This is a genomic window from Agarivorans sp. 2_MG-2023 (genome assembly GCF_030548085.1).
Lineage (GTDB): Bacteria > Pseudomonadota > Gammaproteobacteria > Enterobacterales > Celerinatantimonadaceae > Agarivorans.
This window is the reverse complement of record NZ_JAUORQ010000003.1, coordinates 314,773-337,317: the sequence shown is the minus strand read 5'-3', so window position 1 is coordinate 337,317 and position 22,545 is coordinate 314,773. Positions and strand designations below refer to the sequence as shown.

The 22,545-nt window shown below is 43.7% G+C and carries 21 protein-coding genes; 12 read left to right on the top strand and 9 right to left on the bottom strand.

What is annotated here, in order from left to right; translation table 11 throughout:
- Nucleotides 1-26: 26 nt before the first annotated feature.
- The 3 genes from Q4549_RS06615 to Q4549_RS06605 form a co-directional block, all read right to left on the bottom strand.
- Nucleotides 27-1,658 (bottom strand): methyl-accepting chemotaxis protein, encoded by a 1,632-nt coding sequence (locus Q4549_RS06615; protein ID WP_303550394.1) that lies wholly within the window; start codon nt 1,656-1,658, stop codon nt 27-29.
- Between the two features lie 273 nt (nt 1,659-1,931).
- Nucleotides 1,932-2,297: a hypothetical protein gene (locus tag Q4549_RS06610; RefSeq protein ID WP_303550391.1), complete on the bottom strand. Its 366-nt coding sequence runs from the start codon at nt 2,295-2,297 to the stop codon at nt 1,932-1,934.
- Nucleotides 2,298-2,485: 188 nt separating this feature from the next.
- Nucleotides 2,486-3,520 carry a DUF2157 domain-containing protein gene (locus Q4549_RS06605; protein ID WP_303550388.1) on the bottom strand — a complete coding sequence of 345 codons (1,035 nt, stop codon included), beginning with the start codon at nt 3,518-3,520 and terminating at the stop codon, nt 2,486-2,488.
- Nucleotides 3,521-3,692: 172 nt separating this feature from the next.
- Here Q4549_RS06605 and Q4549_RS06600 point away from each other — a divergent pair, with 172 nt between their 5' ends.
- Nucleotides 3,693-4,460 (top strand): ABC transporter substrate-binding protein, encoded by a 768-nt coding sequence (locus Q4549_RS06600; protein ID WP_303550385.1) that lies wholly within the window; start codon nt 3,693-3,695, stop codon nt 4,458-4,460.
- 165 nt (nt 4,461-4,625) lie between these two features.
- Entirely contained in the window at nt 4,626-5,357 is a 732-nt protein-coding gene (locus Q4549_RS06595) for a hypothetical protein (RefSeq protein WP_303550382.1), read from the top strand.
- A gap of 2 nt (nt 5,358-5,359) precedes the next feature.
- Here Q4549_RS06595 and Q4549_RS06590 read toward each other — a convergent pair whose 3' ends face one another.
- Complete coding sequence (locus Q4549_RS06590) at nt 5,360-6,292, bottom strand: pyridoxal-phosphate dependent enzyme (RefSeq protein WP_137671869.1); 933 nt, start codon at nt 6,290-6,292, stop codon at nt 5,360-5,362.
- Between the two features lie 1,070 nt (nt 6,293-7,362).
- On the opposite strand from Q4549_RS06590, the gene Q4549_RS06585 reads away from it, so the two are divergent.
- The 3 genes from Q4549_RS06585 to Q4549_RS06575 all read left to right on the top strand — a co-directional run bounded on the left by Q4549_RS06585 (nt 7,363) and on the right by Q4549_RS06575 (nt 11,251).
- On the top strand, nt 7,363-7,914 hold the full coding sequence (locus tag Q4549_RS06585; RefSeq protein WP_137671868.1) for a hypothetical protein: 552 nt from the start codon (nt 7,363-7,365) through the stop codon (nt 7,912-7,914).
- A 5-nt stretch (nt 7,915-7,919) separates the two neighbouring features.
- Entirely contained in the window at nt 7,920-8,390 is a 471-nt protein-coding gene (locus tag Q4549_RS06580) for an isoprenylcysteine carboxylmethyltransferase family protein (RefSeq protein ID WP_303550379.1), read from the top strand.
- Between the two features lie 197 nt (nt 8,391-8,587).
- On the top strand, nt 8,588-11,251 hold the full coding sequence (locus Q4549_RS06575; RefSeq protein WP_303550376.1) for a family 14 glycosylhydrolase: 2,664 nt from the start codon (nt 8,588-8,590) through the stop codon (nt 11,249-11,251).
- Nucleotides 11,252-11,270: 19 nt separating this feature from the next.
- On the opposite strand, the gene Q4549_RS06570 is transcribed toward Q4549_RS06575, so the two are convergent.
- Complete coding sequence (locus tag Q4549_RS06570; RefSeq protein ID WP_303550374.1) at nt 11,271-11,765, bottom strand: GNAT family N-acetyltransferase; 495 nt, start codon at nt 11,763-11,765, stop codon at nt 11,271-11,273.
- Nucleotides 11,766-12,003: 238 nt separating this feature from the next.
- On the opposite strand from Q4549_RS06570, the gene Q4549_RS06565 reads away from it, so the two are divergent.
- Entirely contained in the window at nt 12,004-13,305 is a 1,302-nt protein-coding gene (locus Q4549_RS06565; RefSeq protein WP_303510462.1) for an anaerobic C4-dicarboxylate transporter, read from the top strand.
- 90 nt (nt 13,306-13,395) lie between these two features.
- Here the strand turns inward: Q4549_RS06565 and Q4549_RS06560 are convergent, their stop codons facing one another.
- A complete protein-coding gene (locus Q4549_RS06560; protein WP_303550372.1) occupies nt 13,396-13,896 on the bottom strand; it encodes a GNAT family N-acetyltransferase in 501 nt (166 codons plus the stop codon).
- A 40-nt stretch (nt 13,897-13,936) separates the two neighbouring features.
- Nucleotides 13,937-14,446, bottom strand: a complete 510-nt coding sequence (locus Q4549_RS06555; RefSeq protein WP_303510469.1) for a GNAT family N-acetyltransferase — start codon at nt 14,444-14,446, stop codon at nt 13,937-13,939.
- A gap of 319 nt (nt 14,447-14,765) precedes the next feature.
- On the opposite strand from Q4549_RS06555, the gene Q4549_RS06550 reads away from it, so the two are divergent.
- Complete coding sequence (locus Q4549_RS06550) at nt 14,766-16,655, top strand: DUF294 nucleotidyltransferase-like domain-containing protein (protein WP_303550370.1); 1,890 nt, start codon at nt 14,766-14,768, stop codon at nt 16,653-16,655.
- On the top strand, nt 16,655-17,371 hold the full coding sequence (locus Q4549_RS06545) for a 3'-5' exonuclease (RefSeq protein ID WP_303550368.1): 717 nt from the start codon (nt 16,655-16,657) through the stop codon (nt 17,369-17,371). Before Q4549_RS06550 ends, Q4549_RS06545 begins: the two co-directional genes overlap by 1 nt.
- A gap of 80 nt (nt 17,372-17,451) precedes the next feature.
- Here the strand turns inward: Q4549_RS06545 and Q4549_RS06540 are convergent, their stop codons facing one another.
- Nucleotides 17,452-19,029 carry a BCCT family transporter gene (locus Q4549_RS06540; protein WP_303550365.1) on the bottom strand — a complete coding sequence of 526 codons (1,578 nt, stop codon included), beginning with the start codon at nt 19,027-19,029 and terminating at the stop codon, nt 17,452-17,454.
- Between the two features lie 329 nt (nt 19,030-19,358).
- Nucleotides 19,359-19,634 carry a DUF6471 domain-containing protein gene (locus Q4549_RS06535; RefSeq protein ID WP_137671860.1) on the bottom strand — a complete coding sequence of 92 codons (276 nt, stop codon included), beginning with the start codon at nt 19,632-19,634 and terminating at the stop codon, nt 19,359-19,361.
- A 113-nt stretch (nt 19,635-19,747) separates the two neighbouring features.
- Between Q4549_RS06535 and Q4549_RS06530 the strand changes: the two genes are divergently transcribed.
- From Q4549_RS06530 to Q4549_RS06515, 4 genes are read left to right on the top strand one after another with little or no spacing between them, the layout of a single operon-like run.
- Nucleotides 19,748-20,137, top strand: a complete 390-nt coding sequence (locus tag Q4549_RS06530; protein ID WP_137671859.1) for a DUF2170 family protein — start codon at nt 19,748-19,750, stop codon at nt 20,135-20,137.
- An 11-nt stretch (nt 20,138-20,148) separates the two neighbouring features.
- Nucleotides 20,149-20,844, top strand: a complete 696-nt coding sequence (locus tag Q4549_RS06525) for a PspA/IM30 family protein (protein ID WP_303550362.1) — start codon at nt 20,149-20,151, stop codon at nt 20,842-20,844.
- Nucleotides 20,845-21,885: a potassium channel protein gene (locus Q4549_RS06520; protein ID WP_303550359.1), complete on the top strand. Its 1,041-nt coding sequence runs from the start codon at nt 20,845-20,847 to the stop codon at nt 21,883-21,885.
- Nucleotides 21,886-21,890: 5 nt separating this feature from the next.
- A complete protein-coding gene (locus tag Q4549_RS06515; RefSeq protein ID WP_303550356.1) occupies nt 21,891-22,538 on the top strand; it encodes a YjfK family protein in 648 nt (215 codons plus the stop codon).
- The last annotated feature ends 7 nt before the right edge of the window (nt 22,539-22,545 follow it).

Sequence of the window (22,545 nt, the reverse complement as noted above, 5' to 3'; positions counted from 1 at the left end):
GGCAGCCCTGATTAGTGAAGTAGCAATTAACTGGATATTTTGAAGCGATTAAGTTGCTGATTGAGTGACTCAGCTTGTTGCAGCGCTACTTTGGCATCGGCTAAAGATTCGGAAGAGTTCTCCAAGTTGATTTTAGTCTTGTCTGCGAGTTCATTCAGGTTACGGTCTATATCTTCGGTAACGTGAGTTTGTTGCTCAGTAGAGGTGGCGGTAGCGACTGATACATCGGCCACTTTAGAGGTTGATTCTAGGATCTGGTTTAGCGCCTCTAGCGTTTGATTGGCCAAGTCTACAGTACCCTCGGCTACCGAGGTGCCTTTGTTAATCGCTTCTACTGCTTGCATTACGCCGTTTTGCAGGGCTTCAATCATCTTTTGAATATCTTCAGTAGATTGTTGGGTTTTACTGGCTAAGTTTCTCACTTCGTCAGCCACGACCGCAAAGCCGCGTCCTTGTTCGCCAGCACGAGCGGCTTCAATAGCGGCGTTAAGTGCTAACAAATTGGTTTGCTCTGCAATGCCTCTAATTACGTCTAACACCGACGCAATGCGGTCTGAATCTTGAGATAGGCTTTCCACGACATTGGAGGCTTCTTGTACAGTGTTTGAAAGCAGGGTGATGTGCTCAACCGATTGTTTAGTAATGGTTTGCCCTTGTTCGGTTTGGGCATTTACCGAGTTTACTTCTTCGGCAGCTTGGTTAGCATTGTTAGCTACTTCGCGAATGGCTGCGGCCATTTGTGTTACCGCTGCAGCAATCATCTCTACAGATTGGTTTTGCTCTTTACTTACTTCGGTGGTTTGCTCTGATTTTTGGCTAATGCCCTCTATTGATGAGCTTAGTTCTTTAGAGTATTGGTTTACGTTGCCAATCAGCCCTTCTAGCAAGTCTACAAATTGATTGAAGCTGCTGGCTAGTTCGCCAATTTCGTCTTTGCGTTGAATCTCTAAGCGCTGGCTTAAGTCACCGTCGCCCTGCGAAATATCGTTTATTCGGTCGGTAATGCGAGTGATTGACTCGGTCAGAATTTTCGGTCCAAAGTAGGCCAGTAGGATGGATAAAACCACCGCAATAGAGGCCACAATGGTTAAGGCGCTGAGTTGTGAGTCAACCGCCTCGTTTGATTCATCTTCGATTAACTCGGCTAAGGCTTCTGCCGCTTCGGTGGCGTGATCATATAGGCCTCGTAGGTCTTCAAAGCTATGCAGGCTTTGATCTTTACTCAGAGCAATAGCTTGTTTTTTATTATTGGCTTTGAGTAAGGTAAAGACTTGAGTGCTGTCTTTCATCCAACGGTTAAAGCGTTGTGTAAAGCTTTCTAAGCCTTGGGTAGAGTCGGGATAATCGCTTAATAGGTCGTTAAACTTTTGCATTCTATCTTTCGCTTGTTGGGCGTTTTCTTGGTAGTTTTCAAACAAGCTTTGGTAGTCTTTTTCATCGGCTTCTAACGCTTCTAGTTCAGCGACTCTTGCTTGGTAAAGATCTCGGTCAGCATTTAACACCGCCGCTAATGCCGGTAATATTTTCTCTTCAACTGTTAGCAAATTGTGTGAAGTGCTCTTACCTACGTTAAACCCGATCAGTGAAACTAGTATTAGCAGTAGGGCGTTAACGGCAAAAATTACCGAGTACCTAAACCTCAAGCTTGTAAAATTCATTTATACCTTCCGACAAAATAGACACTTAATAAAAACTGTTAAATCAAGGTTGTATCAACACAAGACGCTATAAAGTTTAGTTAAGATTTATTAAAATGAGATGTTAGGTAAGGTTTTTTCTAAAAAATAGTTTATTGTTCGATTTGTTATTAGTGGCTTTGAGGTGATTTGCAGCAGTTGGTGGCAAGTATACAAAGCTAAAAGCTGGTCTCGGGCTAACTGATGAATAGCTAGTCAGTTGCCCGAAATAAATGAAGGCTTAAGAGGCGGTAGTTAATCGTAATACAGCTCATCGTCTAAGATGTCTTGCTCTATGATGTCTTCTTCAATTAATTCTTCTTCAATTAATTCTTCTTCAATGATGTCTTGTTCTATAACGTCTTCTTCAACAATGAGGTTTTCTGTTTCACAGGCATCATCCAAGTATTCGCCATCTATTGAACCGCTAACGACACCGGCCCCTCCGCCAATAGCAGCACCAGTGGCGGCTCCCTCTTTTCCACCGACAATTCCGCCAATCACAGCTCCATCTATCGCGCCATCTACCCCTTGCACAATGGTTTGATCGGTTTCGTAGTCGCAGTAAGCAAAACTAACTGAAGAAAAAACGAAGCCGAAAAGCAAAATATACTTGTTCATAAGTGTTACCGCGTAGCTGAATGTGCCGCTAGATTAAACGCGGATAAGCCGCCAAAACAGTAACATACGGTATCTATCGAGTTGCTAAATCAAACGAATCGATGGCAAGGGAGATTACCCGAGCTAAGCGGCTCGGGTGTTATGAAAGGCTTGAAGGTTACCGGCTTCTGCCTTAGCAAAAACGGCGTTTAATGCAGCTTATTGGCCAGCAATTCTTGTAAAGCGTTAGGCAGATAACTACGTAGCTGACGACTTAAGTGTTGCTGATGTTTTTGCCACAGGATCCCTAAATAAATAATGGCTAGGCCAACCAATGTAAGAGAGATAGGGAATAGCCAGCTGTCTTGGAAAACATTGTCTGCCAAATGATAGAAGTAGGCAAAGCAGCCAAAAGCACCAAATACCACAAACACTCTGCGCGCTAAAATGACTCCGCATAACATCATTGCTAGGTTAATTGAGAAGTACGCCAACTTCGCGAGTTCGCTGTCTGAATGTTGCAGGCTTAAGCCGCACCAAAAGGTAAGTACACCAAATAAGTAAATCCAAAATGCGAAGTCTTTAGAGTGACGACTGCGAATGTCTATCCAAAACGCCAGCAGTGTCATGGCTAAACCAAAGTAGAGTGATACAAGGGATCTAAACTCCCAATTGGGATGACTGCCAGTTAGCATGGCGCATATGTCCATACTCATGTACCACAGTGTTACGGCAACAGGCAGCAGCATAAACGGGTAGCGATAACGCCAGCTGAGGATTAAGCCAACCACTAAGGTAGCGAGCTCCATGTATATCCAGTGCCAATGAACATATCGGTGGTAGTCTTGATACTGATCAGAGCTTGGCCACCATCCCATGGCATGCTGAAAACCATAGGTTGCTAGCGGAGTTAAGCAAATGACAAAGGTTGCGCAAATGCCAGCAGGAATGGCATAACCTTGATGTTTAAAGCGTTGGCAGAGCATTAAGCCTAAAACTGCATACACAATGCTTATGCCTAATAAACCCCAACCTCCAAAACCTTCCCAAGCTAAATTCATGAACAAGGTCATTGCGCCAATAGCGATCAATCCGCCAAAGTAATACAGCAAATGAGTAAGATTAAAGCTAGGTGTATCTGCTTCTTGCTGCTCCAAAAACTCAAGTAGCTGGGTGGCTTGTTGGGGGCTAATAATGCCTTGTTGTGCTGCTTGCTGTAATGATTGCTGAGAAACTCTAGCCATAGCCTGTTACATCCTTTTGCTATTCAGCCTTAAGCTTGCCACTGTTTGTAAAAGAATTCTTAGAGTTTTATCAAAACTGTTGATGGCTTTAAAAATAGTGTAATGATTTGACAGCTAAGTCCTTAGGCAACTTTACTTGAAGAGTTTGCTTAATCTAGAAAGGAGTGCTGCATTGTTTAATAAGTTAAAAGCTGGGGTCATCGCTTCACTGGTATATGCAGTTTGTATAACACCTGCTATGGCACTTGATTTTACTTTTTATGCCATTAACTCAAGCCCGGCTGGTTATACCCAAAATGACCAGCAGCAAGGCTACTACGTAGAAATACTGCAGCGAGTGGCCAAACGTTTAGACCTTGTAGACCCAAAGGTTGTTATTGCGCCGTATCCACGAATAGTGAATGCATTGATTCGCAATCAAGATGGCGTGGTGGTTACCTGTTTGTTCCCCAATGAAAGCTTTACTGAAAATATTTACCAACCCCGAAAGGTGGCCAGTTTTCAAACATCAATTGTCAGCCTGCCTGGTGCGCCGATTAATTGGGACAATTTAGCAGGTAAAAAGATTGGTACCTTGCGTGGTGCTAGTAAAGTGTATGGCGAAATTTTTCATCAAGCAGTCGAAGATGAACAACTAAAACTGGTAGCAATGTCTAGCTATTCTCAAGCCTTAAAGATGCTTGAAGCCAAGCGTATTGATGGTTTTGCTGGAAGTTTAGGGGTGATTTTAAGCTTGGCTGAACAGCAGCAGCTAGCTTTGGCTGCGCCAGCAAACATTACTAAACGCGATTCCATGATTACCATCTCGGTATCTCCCTCGGTAAAAAATGGTAATGAGGTGGTGGCGCAAGTAGATGAAATAATTCAACAAATGATAGCCAGTGGAGAGATTCAAGATATTGTAGAGCGTTATCTTCCTGATGAAATTCAACAGCGTTAATCGGCGTCATGTTCAGGGCGAAGGCCTAGTTAGCTACTCCAGCGGTAATACTTAAGCTAAGCCATATTGGCCTTTTATCTATCCAGCTCTACTACACTTAGGTGACGTTTTGATGATTGCTGGCTAACGGAGCGGCTGATGATACGACGCTATTTTTGGATGATAATGAGTGTTGGATGGCTGAGCATTGGCAGTGCTTTTGCTGCTGATTTGTGGGTGGGTAAGGTGTGCCCTGTGACTTACCAGCAAAATACGCTCGGTATTTTGGTGTTCTCTGAAGCTTGGTTCCACAGTGGTCGCCAACAAGCTTCATACATTGCTAGAGACAATGCTACTGGGGTTGGCCTCGAGATCCATCTATTTGCTAACCGATTGGGGGAGGTAGAGCTGGAGAATCAGGCGCAATGTACTCAATATCGCATGTTGCAAATTCGCACCACCAATCGGCGTTTGCTTGATGATGAACGCCAAGCCCAAATAGACGCACCATTACATTTTGTTGAACCATTTTACGATGCATCGCCGCTTGAGCATGGCGCTGGCATGCATAACACCCCCAGCGATACCAGTGATAAACCTTGGAGTTCACCGCCAAAACGGGCGTCCACTTTGGCTATCTACGATACGCCATTTGTCTCAGATGCCTTGGGTAAAGAGGGGGAAGACATTCAAGTGGAGTTTGAAACCTGCGTTGTGTGTCAACGAGATAGCGGATTTGACAGTATTCTCTCTTGCGGGCGTTGGGGTTATAGCCGCGAATATATGGACGAAAACACCGGCTGGGCCGAGCCTGAGTTTCATGGCACTGAATGTTTAAATAGCCCAAGTCGCCATTACCAAGAAACAGTGAGTTTATCGGAAGAGTTTCCCTACAGTTATTGGTTAGATTGGCGTTAGCGTTAGCTATCTATATGCGGATACTTACGCCGATAACGGGCTAACATGCTTTGATTGCCTAGTAAGCCGCCTTGATGGATATACAAGGTAGGAATACTACTGTTTTGCTCACTCAAAAAGTTATCTAGGCATTGCCAACCAATAGGGTCGTAGAGTAATTCAAACTCAATCTGTGTTTGTTGTTTGAGCGTAAGCCAGGTTTGATAGTGTTCTTTATACAGCTTTCCAAAGTGGTACTTTTTAGGTCGCGGTAAGATATGTGGGTGGGTATTGGTATTGCTGTTCAATTGGGTAAACTGCAAACGTAAGTAGTCTTCATCACCTACACAAGCACAGCTAAATACTTCGATGCAGGGATTCATTTGGCTAAAGTACTCACTTAAAAATAAGGCTGTGGTACCGGTACCTGCCGGTAACATGACATTTAACGGACCAATGTTTTGCTCGTGCTGCCATTGTTCAATTTCTTCTGCCAGCATCACTACGCCTTCTCTGGCGTATTCGCAACGTCCGCCTTCGGGAACCAGTAATTGCTGAGGAGACAAACTGGGTCGAACAATGCGCTGCATAAAATCATCTAAGTTGGCTTGTTGCTGTCCTTGCAGGGCACTCACCTCAATAATTCTTGCGCCTAAGTCAATCGCTGCTTGATAGTTACCGCATGGGTTTTGTTGTAACCAACTAGGAATATGATCGACATAAAACTCACACTTCCAGTCATTTAGTTGTGCTAGCGCAGCTAAAGAGTATAAAGAGTTTGCCTGTGCGGAACCGCTGCCTACAAGGGTGCTAATACCTTCTTGTGGGTGTTTGAGAAAGTGATAAAACTTGCGGGCTTTGTTACCCGAAAATTGCGGGTGCAACAAATCGTCGCGCTTAACAAATACCGAGTGTTGGTTAAACGTAACGGCTTGCACAGGAGAAGGTTTAAACAAACAAGTACCTGAACTGTAACAACGTTAGTTTTTAGTTTACGTTGAGGATTTTAAACTGAAAAGTAAAAACTAAGTTTGCGCTTGTTTGAGGCGTAAAAATTAGCGTTTTGTCATTATTACATCAAAGTGTGAAGATTTGGTGACAAAAATTCCCCTGTTAAATGATCCTCTTAAAATATTGACGATCATATCGCGATCACCACTGCAGCCCAGCAATGGCGGGAAAAGTTAGATTTATGTGGATGATGACTAAAAGCTAACAAATAAAAATAGGAGCCTTTGTTGAATTTTCACTTGTCAATGAGAGTAACAACTGCCTATTTGAATCAGCGCGATATAATTCACTGAATTAGGTGGATTATTCCAAACAGCTTTTCCCACAAAAACAGTGCACAAAGCTGTGGATAAAATTCTCTATCCAGTGAACTCAGTGGCTTGCAGCGGATCCGATTTTAGCGTCAATATTGTCACCTAAAATTAGTAAAAAATTCTTTTTTGCTGCTTCTTCGTTAAGGTCCGTTGACATTTTTCTGTTAGTTAAAATAAATACAAAAATAGAACGATTGGAGCGCTCAAATTTTCTCTTATAACAAATGAAACAACATCATCAAAAAGCACGAATATGCTAAGTGTGGATTTAAGTTATTGATATTAATGGCGCTTATTTGTAGCCGAAAAACGGTCTTAAGTGCCCAAAGCCTGCTTAGTATCTAGCTGATTGAGCGCCGCAATGTGAATCGGCTACTGTAAACCGATGAGTTAGGCCAGCTAAACTACCAAGTTTTAACAAGTTTATTGTTCAATTTGTTGATTACGCTGTTTTCTATTTTCTAGATGAATTGGTTGCACAGACTCAGTAAATGTTAACAACTTGCGCTTTTGTGAATAAGTTTACGAGAATAGTGGGGGATTATCCCAAGGTATTGAAATTTGTTTGGCCTAAACAACCCCTGTCTGTAAATCATTGGTTTATAGGATCCGGTTTGCTGATTACGCTTATTGACATTTGTGAGCAACAAGACTGTGGTTAAGTAAAGGAGTCGGGTAAAGTAGCCCTTTACGGAGGTGCAATGAAACAAATACATCAACTACTGGCAGATGGCCAAACTAAACAACAAGTTTATGAATATGCTGAACAGCAGCAATGGAATTTACGTAAGGTTACTAAAATATTGGCCAGTGAGCCTGAACCTGGTTCATTAAAGCTTTACGCAAAACCTAAAGCGCTGTTGTTAGCAGTGCTGCAGTTTATGGTGTTAAGCAAGTTAGTTTTTGGTTTTATGGTTGCTGAGCAGGTCAGTGGTCAATTATTGTTGGCGCTGCTAATGCCAGCACTTGTGCCATTGCTGATTATTTTTATGATTTATAAAAACGCGCCAAATGGCTATTTATTGCTTATGGTGTTTGCAGGTTTTTCTGTCTACCAAAGCTTGCCCTACATCTTTCAGGTAGAAGGCATGATTAATGTGGTGTTAAGCGCAGTGTTTGCCGGCTTTACGTTCTACCTAAAAAAACGACTATTTCCTTTTCAAAATTTGTTTCATACAGCAATTACTGGCCGAGGCCACTATATTTACCAACAAGCGCCTATAGTGGATATAAACGATGATGAAAAAGAGTAACCAGCTTGCTTAAGCGTTTACAACTGCTGATTCCACCGCCGGTATGGTTACTGTTGTCGGTGGGTTTAGCCTATTTGTTAGCAACCTTTAGCCAAGGCGGGTTTGTTCCTGTAATGCCGAGTTGGCTGGTCAACCTGCAGTGGCCGTTAGTGATACTGGCCAGTTTAATTGCTGTGATGAGTGTGTGGGGTTTTGCTAAAAAACACACTACCATTAATCCTCATCATCCTGAGCGCAGTAAGCACCTGGTGATTAATGGGTTATACCGTTATAGCCGTAATCCCATGTATTTGAGTTTGTTGCTGTTACTGATTGCGTGGTGTTTACACCTACAAGCTTGGTTAAGTTTACTAAGCTGTATTATGTTCATTGGCATCATCAATCAGTTGCAAATAAAACCTGAAGAAAAAGCGCTTAAACTGCACTTTTCCGAACAATACCTACAATATTGCCGCAAAGTTAGGCGCTGGTTGTAATAAAACTCGGCCAATTTAGGTTTTATTAGCAGTGAGTTATGCCAGATCAACTTGGTAATTTCCGCCCTTACGTTACACTACAGCAATCATATAATGTGATGTTGATCTCCTTTTGTTCAGCTGAAAAGCTTTGCAGCCTTGCTGTTATGCGGCGGACTAGGGATAACTAGCACAGATTTTTTAGAGTAAGCTAAAACATGGCTAATCCAATTTCAGCGCGCAAAGCTTGGGTGAAGGGATCTTTACCTCTCGCCGAATACGCCGCTTCTTGTACCGAAGCTCAACTACAGGGCTTATCTCCACAACTGCGTAACTTGCGTCAAAATGGCGTAGACGCGTTAGTTGTACCGGTTCATTGGCGCTATATTGCGCCATTTAGTGCAGAGCAATTAAGCCAAGCGAGCTGCTGGTCGTCACTGCAGCGTTTATCTGCACATTTGGTGTCTCATGGCTTTAAGCTGCAGTACCAATTGTTTTTCTCGTCTGATACTCAGCAAGGTGTAGAGCAACGCCTACCAGATTGGTTTTGGGGTTCTATGCTGGCCAAGTTGCCTGCAACGCACTCTGCCGATGCGATTAAGTATGTAAACCAATATGGCCGCGACAATACTCAAAGCCCGAGCCTATGGGCTGAAGCTGGTTTAATCGACATGTTTAGCCAATGGATGAGCAGCTTTGCTGAGCATATGGCTGAGTTTGCCCCTCGTTGCGACGCCATTTTGTTAGGTCTTGGCCCAAATGGTGATGCTTGCCTCCCTTGGGGGGAGCGCGATGGCCAACCGATTTACCAAAGTTTTAGCCCTACTGCGTTAGCGGCGTTAGCGACAGATATGAAATTGCAATATGGCTCGCAAGACGCATGGCTAAGCCTTTGGGAATTAAACGGTGAAGCGCCGTGGCAAGAGCAGTTAGTCGATAATTTACAGCGCTGCTATCAGGCTAAAACTACCAACACCTGTTTTAAAGAATTTAATACTTGGTATGCCGAAAACTGGCAAGGCTATGTGGGTAAAATGCTGGCTCAAGCAAATACTCGCTTCACTAAAGCGTGGGCGCATAGTCAGTTATGTTTGAATATTCCGTTCCCAGAGTTAACGGCGAGTGAGCACCCGTGGTTAGGTTGTTTAACCGGTCTTAATCCTCAGCCCTGGTTGGAGCGTACACAGTTACTTGATTACCAAATTGAGCAACTGGAATGTTGGCATAAAAAAGCTGATGGCCGCTTATTAGTGGTTGCTACTGGGGCAGAATCTAGCCATGCCACCCGAGTTAACCAAGCCTTAATCACGGCGATGCGAAAGCTAAAAATTCCGGCATTGGTTCAAAACTCTCAGCCGCTAGCGTTGTCTAGCCACCCCGGCTGGGATCAGCTGTATCATTCGGTGCTGCATGGCAGTGCTTTTGATGGTTGGATATTTAACGACATGTCGCAGCTTAATGAGCAAGCGATAGTGAAAGGGCGTTTATCGCAGCTTAATAAGTTTAAGTACCAAATTACTGAAACCAAGCAATTGGGTAAAAAGCAGTTCCGCGTAATGGGGCCGCTACACCTTAAAGTGGCTAACCAAAAGCAAATGCTTGATGAGGAAAACTGGAAGCTGTTTGAAGCACAGTTGCGCCAGTTGCGTAGTATTGGTGTTACCGCTATTTCTACCGACATTTGGTGGGGTTTGGTTGAAGGTGACAAACCGGGCAAGTTTGATTGGAGTTATTACGATCGCGTAGTGGCATTGCTAAAACGCTTAGGTTTACAGTGGGTGCCGATTTTGTCGTTCCACCAAGCAGGTGGCAACGTAAACGACGACTTTATGCAGGCTATTCCACTATGGCTATGGGGCCGTTTGCTAGAAAGCAACGACCAGCTTAATTCGGTACAAGATCTGCAATACGTATCTGAAACTGGCGATGCTTCCATGGAGTATGTCTCGCTGTGGGCCGACGAGTTTGTTATGCCTTATTACCAGCGATTTATGGAAGCCTTTAAACAGCATTTCATCAACCAAGCCGGTTTAATGGATGAGATTAACGTCAGTTTGGGTCCTGCCGGTGAATTGCGTTACCCAAGCTACAACTCTCATGACTGGGGTAATTACCCTAACCGCGGCACCTTGCAGTGTTACAGCCGTTTAGCTAAACAAGACTGGCTAAACTACCTTAAGCAGAAATACCATAGTATTGCCGCGCTTAATGGCAGTTTTGGTTTTACTTGGGAAAGCTTTGAAGAAGCCGAAATCCCAGATGCTGAGTGGCTATTTAGCCACAAGCGTTATATTCACAATGCTTGGGCTCGCGAGTTTTTAACTTGGTACCACAAAGCCTTGGTGGCTCACGGTAGACGCATATTTGAAAACGCCTTAAGTGTGTTTGACGATGACGCTTTTGGACAGGTACCGATTGGTATTAAGATCCCGGGTATTCACTGGGTAGTGAGCGACCCTGAGTTGCCGCGTGCAGCTGAGATAACCGCTGGCTTAATTGCGGTGCACCCCACCTTAAGCAGCACTAACCAACAAGAGTACTTAGGTTTACTTAAAGCCTTGTTACCAGAAGGTAAGCAGTCTCGTGCTGCGATTCACTTCACCTGTTTAGAGATGATAAACAAGGATTACGAAGGTTATTCACGCGCTGCTGATTTGGTGGATTGGATGGCCGATGCCGCCGACGAATGCCAAGTATCGTTAATGGGCGAGAATGCCTTAGCGGGTGAGTTGTACGGCGAACAAGGTTGGAAGCAAATGGCGCGCGCCTTAACCCGCGCACCAGGCTACGACGGTTTAACTCTGTTAAGGATGCAAAACTTCTTTGACGACGAGCCGACGCCAATGCGAGAGCTTAAAAAGCTGATTAACCGCATTTCCTAAGGTTTGGTTCGCTAACTGATTAAGCGCAGTAACTTAACTGCGCTTTTTTTATGGCTGATGGTTGCTGAACGTCGGCAGTCAATTTAGCAAAGCTTAAGTAGTGTTGGTGGTCGACATAGGGCCCAAAAGGCGCAATAGCATGGTAACCATGTTTGATATAAAACTGCACCGCGTGAGTATTGGCTTGGCGAGTGGCTAAATTTATTTGTTGGTAGCCAAAGGCCAAGGCTGTTTGTTCTAACTCCTGCAATACCAGTTTACCAGCTCCCCGCTGGTGAGAGTAGACCCGCTTTATCTCACAAACACCGGGTTGTAAGTAACGAAACCCGCCACAAGCAATAGCTACACCATTGCGTTTAGCTAACAAGAATACTGCTTTGTCATCGTAAAACTCGCCTTCATCAAAGCGCTCAAAAGCGGGGTTTCCAGTTAATTTAAGTAAAGAAGCTGACAGCGCATCGATTAATTCTCTACTTTGAAAACTCTTGGGATCTGCACGACAAATTTCTATCATTGTTTTATCAAAAATTTAATCATTACATACAATTAATTAATGCTAGTCTTACTAACGAATGTTGCAGCTTGGTTAAACCTAAATGATCTTTTCCTTACTTATCGAGTGGTTAATTGAGCTGTAATATTGGGGTTTGTTGGGTTTTTAATCTGTTAATGGTGGTTTGTTTGATTTAATCATCCATTTGTTTGCTTCTGTTTGCAGTAAAGTGCGTCGCAATTAAAGCTTGGGAGGATTTATGATAACGATTGAGTTGCTGGTGGTATTAGCGGCCATATTTTTAGGTGCACGTTTAGGCGGCATTGGTATTGGTTTTGCGGGTGGTTTAGGGGTATTGGTATTAACCCTAGGTTTAGGCATGACCCCGGGCACCATTCCTATTGAAGTGATCCTCATTATTATGTCGGTGATTGCGGCAATTGCAGCAATGCAAGTAGCCGGTGGTTTACAGTTTTTAGTGAATATTGCCGAACGGGTATTACGCAGTAATCCTAAGCAAGTGACCTTTTTAGCGCCAATAGTGACCTATGTAATGACCTTGTTTGCCGGAACGGGACATACTGCTTTCTCTACTTTACCTGTGATTGCCGAAGTGGCTAAAGAGCAGGGTATTCGCCCGTCTCGCCCTTTAAGTATTGCGGTAGTCGCCTCGCAAATTGCGATTACTGCTTCGCCTATTTCGGCGGCAGTAGTATTAATGAGCGGTATGCTTGAAGACAAAGGTGTGGGTTATATAAGCCTGCTAATGATTTGTATCCCTGCCACGTTTATGGCTTGTATGGTTGGCGCTTTTGTTGCCCAGTTTATGGGAAAAGAGCTGAAAGATGATCCAATCTATCAAGAGCGCTTAGCCCATGGTTTGGTGAGCAAACGTGAGAAAACAGCCGAGCAATTACCGGCAAGTGCTAAGCGTTCGGTTATGATTTTCTTAGTGGCGATTGTTGCAGTTGTGTTTTACGCCACCGCGATTAGCGATGCTGTAGGCTTAATTGAAAACCCTACTTTGCCGCGTAACGAAGCAATTATGGTATTCATGCTAACTGCTGCGACTGCTATTGCGATGTTCTGTAAAGTAGATACTGGCGAAGTGGTTAACGCTGCTACTTTTAAATCGGGTATGAGTGCCTGTGTATGTGTGCTGGGTGTAGCTTGGTTGGGCGATACTTTTGTATCTGGTCATTTAGAAGAGATTAAAGCCTTATCGGGTGGTTTGTTAGAAGAACACCCTTGGATGCTGGCGCTTATTTTGTTCTTCGCTAGCATGCTTTTGTATTCTCAAGCCGCTACCACAGCAGCCTTAATGCCGTCTGCCTTTATGTTAGGGGTAAGCCCAGAAGCGGCAATTGCCTCTTTTGCAGCAGTTAGCGCACTGTTTGTATTGCCAACTTATCCAACCCTATTGGCGGCGGTAGAAATGGATGATACTGGTTCTACTCGTATTGGTAAGTGGGTATTTAACCATCCTTTCTTTGTTCCAGGCGTGGCCACTATTACTAGCTCAGTTATCCTTGGCTTTATATTGGCTGGTATTATTTTATAAGCGCTTGGCTGTTTCCTAAGCAAGGCTTAGTAGAATGAACAATAACGCTCAATATGGTCTGACTATATTGGGCGTTTTGCTTTAAGACGATTAGGTGTTTATTCGTTGAATGGTGGTGTTTCTTGAACCCGAGCTACGTTTATTGGGGTCATAAAAGGTTTCTACTATCTCAAACCCTGCCTTTCTCATCATGCCGCCAGAGGCGAGATTTTCTTCATGGCGCTCTATATATACTTTGCTGCATTGTTGTAAACCCGCGAGGCGAACTGCCTCTTTAAGCAGTTGGCTACCGAGGCCTTTCCCGCTTTGGCTCGCCGCAATGACCACATCGTTTATATAAGCAATGTTTGATAAGTCATCATATTGGTTTAGTTTTTCAGGACACGCCTGTTTAAAAATCAGAATCGCAAAACCGACAATTGCCTTATCTTCCAATAGAACAGCCACAGCATCTCCATTAGCGATAAGCGTAAATTGTTGGTTAATGCTTTCTTCAGTGATGTAATTCCACGGGTTCGGCCCTTCGGTGAGCAATAGTTCTTTCATGGATTGAAAGTCGGTGTTCAGTAGCTCTCGAGAGCGAATGTTCAAATGGTGGTACTCCTTATAAAGCGCGGCTTATGCTGAAACATCATCGCCCAGAGGTGTCCCAAAAAATAGGCTGCATCATTGGCTGAGCAGCGAGGGTATCTCCGGTAACCTTAGCCATAGACCCTTTGTTGATTTCCCTTATTCTCCAAGCCTCTGGCATGGTGAGTAAATCAGGGTAAGGAGTGAGAAGGTTGGTGGTGATAAAACCTCTTGATGCGTAATAAGCAGGATACCCAAGTACCAGTACCGCATCTACAGAAAGTGTTTCTAAGTGGGCTATCCCTGACTCAATAAGCTCTTTGCCAATACCTTGATTATGGTATTCAGGCACTACACCAATAGGGGCTAACAAATAGCACTTTTTATCAGGATGCTCCTTAAATATAAACTGAGAGAATAAGATGTTACCCACAATCTTGTTGTCACGTTCAATATTGAATGAAATTGTTTCTGAAAGGCAAAGAAGTTCTTCCGCTAGTGTGGCGATTTGTTCCCCCTCAGATTCTCCAAATGCTCGTCGATGAAGGTTTATGATGGTTTCGTTTGTCATTTCGGTGTTCTCTATAGTCAGCAGCTTGGTTAATCTGCGCAGGTTAGGGGGATTATACGCGAACATTTAGCTTAATTAAGGATAGTGTTTTACAGCTTAAACTGCCTTGGTTATTTGTGAATCAATAGGGTATTTGTGAAGGATAAAGCCGGAAGGATGTAGGCCATGGAGTAGTGTGCGTGAAAATGGCTGAGTCACCTTTTTTTGTTGCTGTTAGCTAATAATTCCGTTTAGATATTATCGGGCTCACTGCAACTACTTAGCAGATACCATATACTATTAAGCAACTATTCAAACTACCTTCTTTATTGAGTGAATAATGGAAGTCGAGCTACTCGAAATTCGAAACTTTATCAGCCAATACCCGCCCTTTGATGAGTTGCCCGAAGAAGCCCTCATTGAAGTGTCTAAAAGTGTTGAAATCTCTTACTACCGCGCTGGCAGTATGATCATTGAGTTTGGTGACAAAATTCATGATTTGTTCATGATCCGTAGTGGGGTGGTGGAGATTTATCGTCGTAATGGCGAGCTGTATAACCGGCTTGATCAAGGCGGTGTTTTTGGCCAAATGGGGCTGTTAACCAGCAATAAGGTTCGTTTTCCTGCCAAGGCGATTAAAGACACGCTGCTGTATTGTATTCCAGAAAACATTTTTGAAGATTTTTGCGAGCGTTACGATGTATTTGCCGACTTTGTGGAAGTAGAAGGCACTATTCGTTTACAGCAGGCGGTTGAAGAAAATAGTGATGACGCGAACTCCTTAACCACCTCAAAGGTTAAAACCATTCTCAGTGGCGAGCCTGTGATGCTAGCGTCCACCACGACTATTCAAGACGTTGCCACTACAATGGCCGAAGAGAATGTTTCTGCGGCGCTGATTAATGATCCAAATCTTACCGATGAAGGCGGAGATAGTTTTGTTGGCATTATTACCCAGCGTGACTTATGTGCCAAAGTGATAGCGCAAGGTTTAGACGTTGAAACCCAAGTAGTAGAGGTGATGTCTACCGAGCTAATATCTTTGGATCACAACGCCTATATTTTTGAAGCAATGCTACTAATGCTTCGCTATAACGTACACCACTTACCGATCCTGAAAAATAAGCAACCAATTGGTTTAATTGAAGTGAGCGATATTATTCGTTATGAATCTCAAAATAGCTTATTGATTGTAAGCAGCATTTTTCAGCAAAATAGTATCGAAGATTTGGTGCTATTGTCGCACCAGCTAAAAGACTGTTTTGTACGAATGATTAACGAAGATGCCAACTCCCATATGGTGGGGCGGGCGATGTCGGAAATTGGCCGAAGCTTTAAACAGCGCTTGCTAGAGCTCGCAGAAGAAAAGCTAGGGCCACCGCCCATTCCCTATTGTTTCTTAGCTTTAGGCTCTATGGCGCGAGATGAACAGCTGATTGTTACCGACCAAGACAATGCGATTATTCTCGACAATGAGTATCAAGAAGCTGAGCACGGCCAATATTTTGATGAGCTTGCCAAGTATGTATGTGACGGCCTAGCCGCTTGTGGTTATACCTATTGCACCGGCGACATTATGGCCACTAATCCAGAGTATCGAAAAACCCAAAGCCAATGGGAAGAGTGTTTTGCAGATTGGATTGATAACCCTAATCCTCAAGCCTTGCTGAACTGCTCTATCTTTTTTGACCTTAACGGGGTGTATGGCAGGCCTAAATGGGCTGAGCAGCTCAATGCGTTTATTTTAAGAAAAGCCAAAAAGAATAACCGTTTCTTAGCGTGTTTGGCCAGAAACGCCCTAAATCGAACTCCACCGCTCGGCTTCTTTAAAGACTTTGTGATGGAGAAAGATGGACGGCACAGAAACTCAATAAACTTAAAACGACGCGGTACTGCGCCTTTAGCCGATCTTATTCGAGTGCACGGGTTGGCAATTGGTTCTCAATCTCAAAACTCGTTTGACCGCCTGGAAGATATTATTGAAGCGGGGATTTTGCCGCCTTCAAAGGGTAAAGACCTACAGCATGCTATGGAGTTTATTTCTTTGGTGCGTATTCGACATCAAGCCTTAGACATAGAGTCTGACCAAGAGCCTGATAACAATATTGAGCCAGAGAACATGTCTGATTTTGAAAGGCGGAATCTAAAAGATGCCTTTTTGGTATTAAGCAGTGCGCAAAACTTTTTGAAGTTTCGCTACACCGCCAACAGCATGCAGCAGGGTAAATAATGCCCAATATTAACAATCAAGAAATCTTAAACTGGCAGGCCTTTTTAAAGATTAAGGCCGCGGAAAGCAAAGATAAGCGCTTAATTCATTTTTATAATGCCAGTACTTACGATGCAGAAACCAAAGTTAAAGATATTGATTTTGTTGCTCTAGATTTTGAAACCACCGGTCTAGACGCCAAAAAGAATAGCATTATTAGTATTGGTTTAGTGCCATTTACCTTGCAGCGCATTGCTTGCAGAGAGGCTAAGCATTGGTTTGTAACGCCAGAAGATAAACTTCAAGAAGACTCGATTGTGATTCATGGCATTACCCACTCCGACTTAAAAGGTGCGCCTAGCTTGTTGCGTATTTTGGAGCAATTATTGGATGAGTTGGCCGGCAAAGTGGTGGTGGTGCATTACCGACGTATTGAGCGTGATTTTTTACACGCCACACTGCGCGGATTAATTAACGAAGGGATTATTTTTCCTTTGGTGGACACCATGCAAATTGAAGCTGACATTCAAGCGGCTCGGCCTAAAAAGGTGATTGACTGGTTTAAAAAGCAGCAAGCGGTGTCTATTCGTTTAGGTAGCAGCCGAACACGTTATAACCTGCCTACTTATCCTCCGCACGACGCATTAACCGACGCTATTGCCACGGCTGAGTTACTGCAAGCGCAAATTCACCATCATTTCAGCCCAGATATGCCCATCAATAAGTTGTGGTTATAAAATCTGCGCTACAAAAGCGAGGCAATAAAAAAGCCGAGTGACCTAAGTCATTCGGCTTTTTTGTTTTCAATGGTTAACGATTAACCAAGGCGTTTCTCTGTGCGCAAACCCATTAACAAGCTGATACACATTACCAATAAAATAATGGTGAATGGCAAGGCTGTTGAAATGGCGCCGGCTTGTAAGGCTTGAATGGCTTCTGTGCCACCTACCCATACTAGAGCGGCAGCAATAGCGCCTTCAATAGTGGCCCAAAATACACGCTGAGGAACAGGCGCATCTACTTTACCACCAGAGGTAATGCTATCGATGACCAGTGAACCTGAGTCAGACGAGGTAACAAAGAACACCAATACCAATACCACAGCAAGCAGAGATAAAATGCTGCCCATTGGTAATGCATCAAACATTTGGAACATAGCCAGTGGTACTTCGGTTAGGCCATCAGCGCCTAGGGTACCTACTTTATTAACGATTTGATCAATCGCAACACCACCAAATACAGACATCCATAAAGTGGTTACTACCGTTGGAACGATAAGTACTGCAGTAACAAATTCACGAATTGTACGACCACGTGAGATACGTGCGATGAACATACCAACAAATGGGGACCATGAAATCCACCATGCCCAATAGAACACTGTCCAGCCGTGCATCCACGCTGAATCTTCACGACCAATTGGGTTACTCAGTGGAATAATGTTTTCTAGGTATCCCATTACCGTAGTAGGTACGGTGCCCATAGATACTGCAAATGTTACCAGAGCAACAAATACCACCAAGGCAAGTGCTAACACCATGTTTATGTTACTAATGACTTTAACGCCGCCGTCAATCCCACGAACAACCGATACTACCGCTAACAAGGTTACCAAGAAGATGATACCAATTTGCATCAGCAAGCCGTTGTCTAGGCCAAACACGTGGTGGAAGCCACTGGCTGCTTGTTGAGCGCCAAGCCCTAGCGAGGTGGCTAAACCAAACAAAGTGGCAAGCACTGCTAATATGTCAACTACGTGCCCAGGCCAGCCCCACGTGCGGTCGCCCAAGATTGGGTAAAACACCGAGCGCATAGAAAGCGGCAAGCCTTTGTTGTAAGCAAAAAAGGCTAACGACAGTGATACCACGCCATAAATGGCCCATGGGTGAAGTCCCCAGTGGAACATGGTGGCACCCAGTGCTAATTTTGCAGCTTCTGGGGTGTTGGCAGTCACATTAAGAGGGGTTTCGTACCAACCTGTAAAGTAGGCAACGGGTTCAGCGACTCCCCAAAACATTAGGCCAATGCCCATGCCTGCAGCAAATAGCATGGCTATCCACGACAGCATTGAGTAATCCGTTTTAGCTTCATCACCACCGAGGCGAATTTTACCAAACGGAGAGACAATCATAGCCAAACAAAAAATGACAAAAATATTAGCAGACCACATAAATAGGCCGTCAAATGCGCCAATAATTTTCCATTTAATTCCGTCTAATGCGGCTTTGGATACTTCTGGGTCAACCAGTAATATAGCGATTAAAAATATGCCGATTAAAGAGGCGCTAATCCCAAAAACAGGGTTATGTACATCAAACCCCCATTTCTGAACATTATCCTGTCCTACGGTGTAATCAGTATTATCAATACTGTATTTATCTTTATTGGTATTCATTAATCCTCGTTTAGCACAACTTCCATGCGATTTTGTAAACGTAGTTTACTGTATTGAACGGCAATTTTCCGCTTATTCTGAAGACAATAAGAGCCGATATTACTGTCTAGATCATAGACAAGAAATTCTTGAGGGTAGGTTTTAATCAGGTATTAGAGCATCCAGTAAGGCTATTTCGTTTAAGAAATCACCTGTAAAGGCGCGATACTCATCGCTTGTCTAAGCCTGAACATTTAGCCTAAGTAGGCTTTGTGAAGGTTTAATGAATGTTAATTGGAGCAATATCCTGCTAGGTCAATTGCTTAGGGTAACAACAAAAGGCCTTAAGCTTATTTATCCTTATTGGCGATAATATCGCTAAGAGCATGTTCTGGCATATCTAATATCTCTACCAAAATAATAAATAGATCTGTGGGTAGGGTGCCTGCATACACCTTACTGCGCAGGTTACCTTCTTTCATTTCTATATCGCGTTTGGCCAGTTCGTCTGATAAATATTTATACTGAACCCCTTTTAATTGCATCGCCGAACGAATATATCGCTTAATACTGTCTTTATAAGGCTGCAAGGCTTGTCGATTTCTAATACTCTGTTCTGGGTTCATTGCTCTTCGGGCGCTTATAATTTTTGATAACTTGCAACGAATGTTAGTAAACGTTGACACAAGAGTCAAACTTGCTATATTTGTTAGCTATAACTAACATATAAGGAAACGTTATGTCGTGGAATTCAGCATCACTTGAATTACTTGCTAAGGCTCATCCTGATTGGACAGTAGATAATGACGGTGGCTGTTTGTGTATCACCAATGATGAAGGCATTGATGCCTTTGCTTACATTGGCGAGCAACAAATGCTTATTGAAGTTGTGCTATTTGGCTGCGATGTCGTAACAGACAGTGCCAAACTGAATGCCTTGATTTTACGCTCTCATCACTTATTACCGTTATCGGCCATTGGCATTAAGCATATTGGTGATCAAGATTACTACATCGCATTTGGCGCCTTATCAACTAAGAGCCTAGATGAAGTAGTAATAGAAGAGATAGAAACGCTTTATTCAAATGTTAGTGAATTTGTCGAATTGTACAGCGAGTTTACCCAGTAGGAGAGAACAGTATGAGCTTGAAACGAATTTGGAACGCACTTCGAGGCGCAACCAATGAAGGCTTGGAAGCAGTGGCAGACAGCCAATCTATGCGTATCTTAGATCAAGAAATGCGCGATGCTAAATCAGAGCTTGAAGCCTGTGATCGCAACCTAACCACTATTATGGCTAAACGTAAGTTAGCGCAAACTAAAGTCGAAAGCTTAACGTCAGACATTGACACTTACACCAACCATGCGGTTGCAGCAAGTGAGAAAAATGACGACGCTCTAGCTTTAGAATGTGCAGAGCGAGTAGCCAACTTAGAAGTGCAATTAGCCACTGAGCAAGAGATTTACAACAGTTACCTAAATACCGAAACTTCGCTTAAAGCGAATATTGCGACTGCTAAAGCTAGCGTTAAGCGTTTAGGTATTCAAATTGACCAAGTAAAAGCGACTGAGTCTTTGCAAAAAGCTCAAGTTGCCGGTTCTTCGCACCATGTAGGCGCTAACTCTAAAGTGAAAACGGCTTTAGATAGCCTAGAGCGAATTAAAGAAAAACAAGCGCTACGCAGCGCTGAATTGTCAGCAGCCGAAGAGTTAGCGGCTGAAGATAGCGGTAGCAGTTTAGACGCAAAATTGAAGCAAGCGGGCATTGAGTCTGGCGGTCAATCTTCAGGTAGTGATAAGCTTAAGCAGATACTGGCCCAAAAACAGGCAAAATAAGTGCTGCTTTATAAAGTGCGCCGAATATTTTCGGCGCTTTTTTTTCGTGCTAATGGCACCGCAATAGCCCTGTCGGTGCTATTTTATGTGCTAATTTCCTACTTCAGTTTAATGTTGGTAGGCGAGCATGACCTCATCAACAGTGAAACCTTTCTTTATTGGATGGTCGTTACCGCTTCTACAGTAGGTTACGGCGATTTTGGCCCGTCAACTCCCTTAGGGCGACTTATTGTTAGCTTGTGGGTAATCCCCATTGGCATCAGTATTTTTGCCATTGTGGTGACTAAAGCCGGATTTATCATCAACGACATCTACACCAAAGGAGCGCGAGGCCATCGCATGCTGAAACTATCAAATCATACCGTTATTATTGGTTGGAATGGCAATAGAACACTGCGTTTAATTGAGTTGCTTAAGGCGTCTACCAACGGCTCTTCAGACTCAATTCTATTGTGTGTAGATAGCGAGATAGAAAACCCCTTACCCGGGCAAATAGAGTTTGCTCAGGTTGATTCATATTCTCATGCAGAAACAATGGCGCGGACTAATTTGGCGGAAGCCAGCCGAATTATTATCGATACCGACCAAGACGATGTCACGCTAACCTGTGCATTGTATTGCGCCAAACTTAACCCTAGTTGCCACAAAACCGCGTATCTACAAGACCAAACCGTTGCCGACTTATTGCGCAGCCATTGTCCTAAAGTAGAAGTTATTCCCTCGGTAACGGTTGAGATGCTGGCGCGTTCGGCAATGGATCCTGGCTCTGCGCAAGTTCATCAGCAGCTGTTGGATACCACCCATGGTATGACCCAATATTCGGTACAGTATGCAGGCTCTGCCTCAATTGAGTTTGCCGCTGTATTTCGTCATTTTAAAGAAGATTTACAAGCCACTATTATCGGTTTTAAAGCTGCCGGAGATAGCCAGCTACAGTTAAATCCCAGTTTAGATACTCAGCTACATCAGGCCGACTCGTTGTATTACATTGCCGAGCGGCGCTTAAGTGACGCTGAGTGTTTTAACTTCAACAATGGATAAACACCATGTTTAAGTCTTTGTTTAAAAGAAATAAACCCCAAACAGATAAGTATGCGGGAACACCTAATGTGATGGGGCTTAAGTTAGGCGGTAGCTTTGAGCTAGACGCCTTAGCGCTTAGGCTAGTGATGGCTGATATGGTAGTGAGCAAAGTAGCCGCTACCCAAATTATTCAGGCTGCCGGCATTGTTGATTTAGACGGTACCACTTTGTACCGTTTCTACACCGACGACGAAGGTTTCTTGCAGGTAGTGGCTAACGGTAGCGGCGAAGAAGACGTAGTAGATGTGAAAATGTTCCATTACTACGATACCTTAGACATTGCCAATCAAGCTGAGTGGGACCAGTTGCTAAACAGCAAAATAGGCGCAAGCAGCTATCAGTTAGAAGGGCATACCTACCACCGCGTATGGACATCCACTACTGAGTACCACAACCCGGTACATATGGAAGAGAAAACCTACCAAGACAACACTGATTTTTCTACTACCGACCAATTCACCATGCTGTTTGAGCGAGAGCTAGACAATGGTGAAATGGAATCGTTATTTTTGTCTGCCGAAGAAGTGGTGAATAACAATGCGCTAGAGCGCTGTTTAGTTATTAGCACTGGCATGACCGTATCATCAACCCAAATTACTATTCACGGATAAAGGACCA

Excerpts from the sequence above, each read along its gene's own strand:
- Q4549_RS06565 (WP_303510462.1), top strand. The coding sequence starts at position 12,004 with ATGATAACGATTGAGTTGCTGGTGGTATTAGCGGCCATATTTTTAGGT.
- Q4549_RS06570 (WP_303550374.1), bottom strand. The coding sequence starts at position 11,765 with ATGATAGAAATTTGTCGTGCAGATCCCAAGAGTTTTCAAAGTAGAGAA.
- Q4549_RS06605 (WP_303550388.1), bottom strand. The coding sequence starts at position 3,520 with ATGGCTAGAGTTTCTCAGCAATCATTACAGCAAGCAGCACAACAAGGC.
- Q4549_RS06555 (WP_303510469.1), bottom strand. The coding sequence starts at position 14,446 with ATGACAAACGAAACCATCATAAACCTTCATCGACGAGCATTTGGAGAA.
- Q4549_RS06540 (WP_303550365.1), bottom strand. The coding sequence starts at position 19,029 with ATGAATACCAATAAAGATAAATACAGTATTGATAATACTGATTACACC.
- Q4549_RS06515 (WP_303550356.1), top strand. The coding sequence starts at position 21,891 with ATGTTTAAGTCTTTGTTTAAAAGAAATAAACCCCAAACAGATAAGTAT.
- Q4549_RS06595 (WP_303550382.1), top strand. The coding sequence starts at position 4,626 with ATGAGTGTTGGATGGCTGAGCATTGGCAGTGCTTTTGCTGCTGATTTG.
- Q4549_RS06545 (WP_303550368.1), top strand. The coding sequence starts at position 16,655 with ATGCCCAATATTAACAATCAAGAAATCTTAAACTGGCAGGCCTTTTTA.
- Q4549_RS06585 (WP_137671868.1), top strand. The coding sequence starts at position 7,363 with ATGAAACAAATACATCAACTACTGGCAGATGGCCAAACTAAACAACAA.
- Q4549_RS06610 (WP_303550391.1), bottom strand. The coding sequence starts at position 2,297 with ATGAACAAGTATATTTTGCTTTTCGGCTTCGTTTTTTCTTCAGTTAGT.
- Q4549_RS06535 (WP_137671860.1), bottom strand. The coding sequence starts at position 19,634 with ATGAACCCAGAACAGAGTATTAGAAATCGACAAGCCTTGCAGCCTTAT.
- Q4549_RS06575 (WP_303550376.1), top strand. The coding sequence starts at position 8,588 with ATGGCTAATCCAATTTCAGCGCGCAAAGCTTGGGTGAAGGGATCTTTA.
- Q4549_RS06530 (WP_137671859.1), top strand. The coding sequence starts at position 19,748 with ATGTCGTGGAATTCAGCATCACTTGAATTACTTGCTAAGGCTCATCCT.
- Q4549_RS06615 (WP_303550394.1), bottom strand. The coding sequence starts at position 1,658 with ATGAATTTTACAAGCTTGAGGTTTAGGTACTCGGTAATTTTTGCCGTT.
- Q4549_RS06550 (WP_303550370.1), top strand. The coding sequence starts at position 14,766 with ATGGAAGTCGAGCTACTCGAAATTCGAAACTTTATCAGCCAATACCCG.
- Q4549_RS06525 (WP_303550362.1), top strand. The coding sequence starts at position 20,149 with ATGAGCTTGAAACGAATTTGGAACGCACTTCGAGGCGCAACCAATGAA.